Here is a 2,017-nt window from a genome sequence, read left to right on the forward strand (position 1 = left end):
GAAACCCTGGATGCCACGGTCGCGGATATGCGCTTCGTCAAGCCGCTGGACGAAGCCCTGGTGCGCGAACTGGCCGCCGACCATCAGTTGCTGGTAACCCTCGAGGAAAACAGCCTCATGGGCGGCGCGGGCAGTGCGGTCGGCGAACTGCTGGCCCGGGACAACCTCGCCGTCCCGCTGCTGCAACTGGGCCTGCCGGACCGTTACGTGGAGCACGCCCGACCGGCTGAAATGCTCGCCGAGTGCGGCCTGGATGCCGCGGGTATCGAAGCCGCCGTGCGCCGACGGCTGGAGTCATAGACAACTTCCGCCAATTCAGACGCTAGTCAGCAGAATAAAATTTGTAAATAAGGTGGCGGTTTTTTCGAGTTCGTTCGTCTTTATAAGTAAGCGATATCGAAAGCCGCTATCCCTACCCTCACCGCGCGCAAGCCAGGTCGATTCGCGATCCGGCCAGCCACCCAGGCTACTCCATCAATTTCAACACCGATCCAAAGGACTCAGCACACCCAGCCCGCCACGGTTGAGCACATGGGTGTAGATCATCGTCGTTTTCACATCGGCATGGCCCAGAAGCTCCTGAACGGTGCGAATATCCTGCCCCTTTCCAGCAAATGGGTTGCGAAGCAATGCTGCAGCGTATGCGAAGTTGCAGGCTTGCCGAGTCCAATTTCTCGTACGGCCGCCTTGAACGCACGCTGTATACGCTTCTCGTCAAGATGATGGCGACGACGCAGACCGGAACGAGGATCGATAGAACGCTCCCGAGCCGGGAAGATATATTGCTAACCCCATTCGCTCGGTGCATTCGGGTACTTGCGCGCCAGTGCGAACGGCAGGTAAACCTCACCAAAGCCTTCTGCAAGATCGCGCCGATGCAGGGCCTTCACACAGGCCAGATGGGTTTGCAGGGGCTCGATCAACCGGGCAGGAAGCAGCGTGATCCGATCCTTCATACCCTTGCCATCACGCACCAGAATTTCCCTGCGCTCGAAGTCGATATCCTTTACCCGTAATCGCATTGCCTCCATCAACCTCAAGCCAGAACCGTAGAGCAAACCCGCCACCAGAGCTGTTTCACCCTCGAAAACCGCCAGCAGGCGCTGTGTTTCAGCTATGGACAGTATCAAAGGCAGACGCTCGGGCTTTTTGGCCCGTACCACCTCATTGAGCCATGGCAACTCAATTGCCAAAACATGCTTGTAGAGAAAGAGCAGCGATGCCAGCGCCTGATTCTGAGTAGAGGCAGAAACATGCCGGGCTACTGCCAGATACGACAGAAATTGCTCAACCTCGGGAGCTCCCATTTCTTCGGGATGGCGAAGCCCATGGAAGCGGATGTATTCTTTCACCCACTTTACATAAGCAATTTCAGTGCGAATGGAATAATGACGTACCCGGATCTGCTCCCGTAGCCGATCCAGCAATCTGGGCCTGCCGTCCATGGTGTATAACTCCCCTGTGTTTTGCAGCATCCTGCTGAAAGCCAGAGGCTACAAGGGGAGTGGCTTAGTCGACAAGGGAATGTTATGCACCAGATGGTGTAGTTTTTTATACCAGTTGGTGTCGAATTGTAGTTAGGGCCCAATGAGCGAGCACATGACACACGAGCAGTACGTATTGTCAGTTCGCCGGCAAGCTGCCGAGATAGCCGCTGGCATTCTTGCCGGCGAGGTTCCAGTCCTAGATGGCTGTCACTCACTTGCCGCGCTTCGATGGGAAGTCGAGGTTGAGGACTCCGATCAAGACTTTGTCACCTTCGCCATGATCTCGTCAGAGGTTGATGCTCTGCCTATTGGAGCCGTTCGGGCGCACTGGGCACCGGAGGCTCTGGCAAAACTGGAGCCGGACATACAATCAGCAGTTGCGTGGGCAACACCGCAAGCACTTCCGGCATGTGAGTCCTTGGTGCAGCGGTTTGGGGCCTAACAATTCCATAAGGAGCTTCCCGTCAACCCGTGGTGCATGACGCCCTTGCCTTAAGCTTTCGGCTTTGTTCTTCCTGTTTTCATTACGT

The 2,017-nt window shown here is 56.2% G+C and carries 1 protein-coding gene and 1 pseudogene; one reads left to right on the forward strand and one right to left on the reverse strand.

Translation table 11 applies throughout. The features are described 5' to 3' along the window. A partial coding sequence (locus FHR87_RS18795) for a transketolase C-terminal domain-containing protein (protein WP_275944099.1) occupies positions 1 to 300 on the forward strand: 300 nt, incomplete at its 5' end. Positions 301 to 480: 180 nt separating this feature from the next. Here the strand turns inward: FHR87_RS18795 and FHR87_RS18805 are convergent. Continuing rightward, positions 481 to 1,445: pseudogene (locus FHR87_RS18805) on the reverse strand (integron integrase). Between the last annotated feature and the right edge of the window lie 572 nt (positions 1,446 to 2,017).

It is taken from the genome of Azomonas macrocytogenes (genome assembly GCF_014191985.1).
GTDB classification, from domain to species: Bacteria; Pseudomonadota; Gammaproteobacteria; order Pseudomonadales; family Pseudomonadaceae; genus Azomonas; species Azomonas macrocytogenes.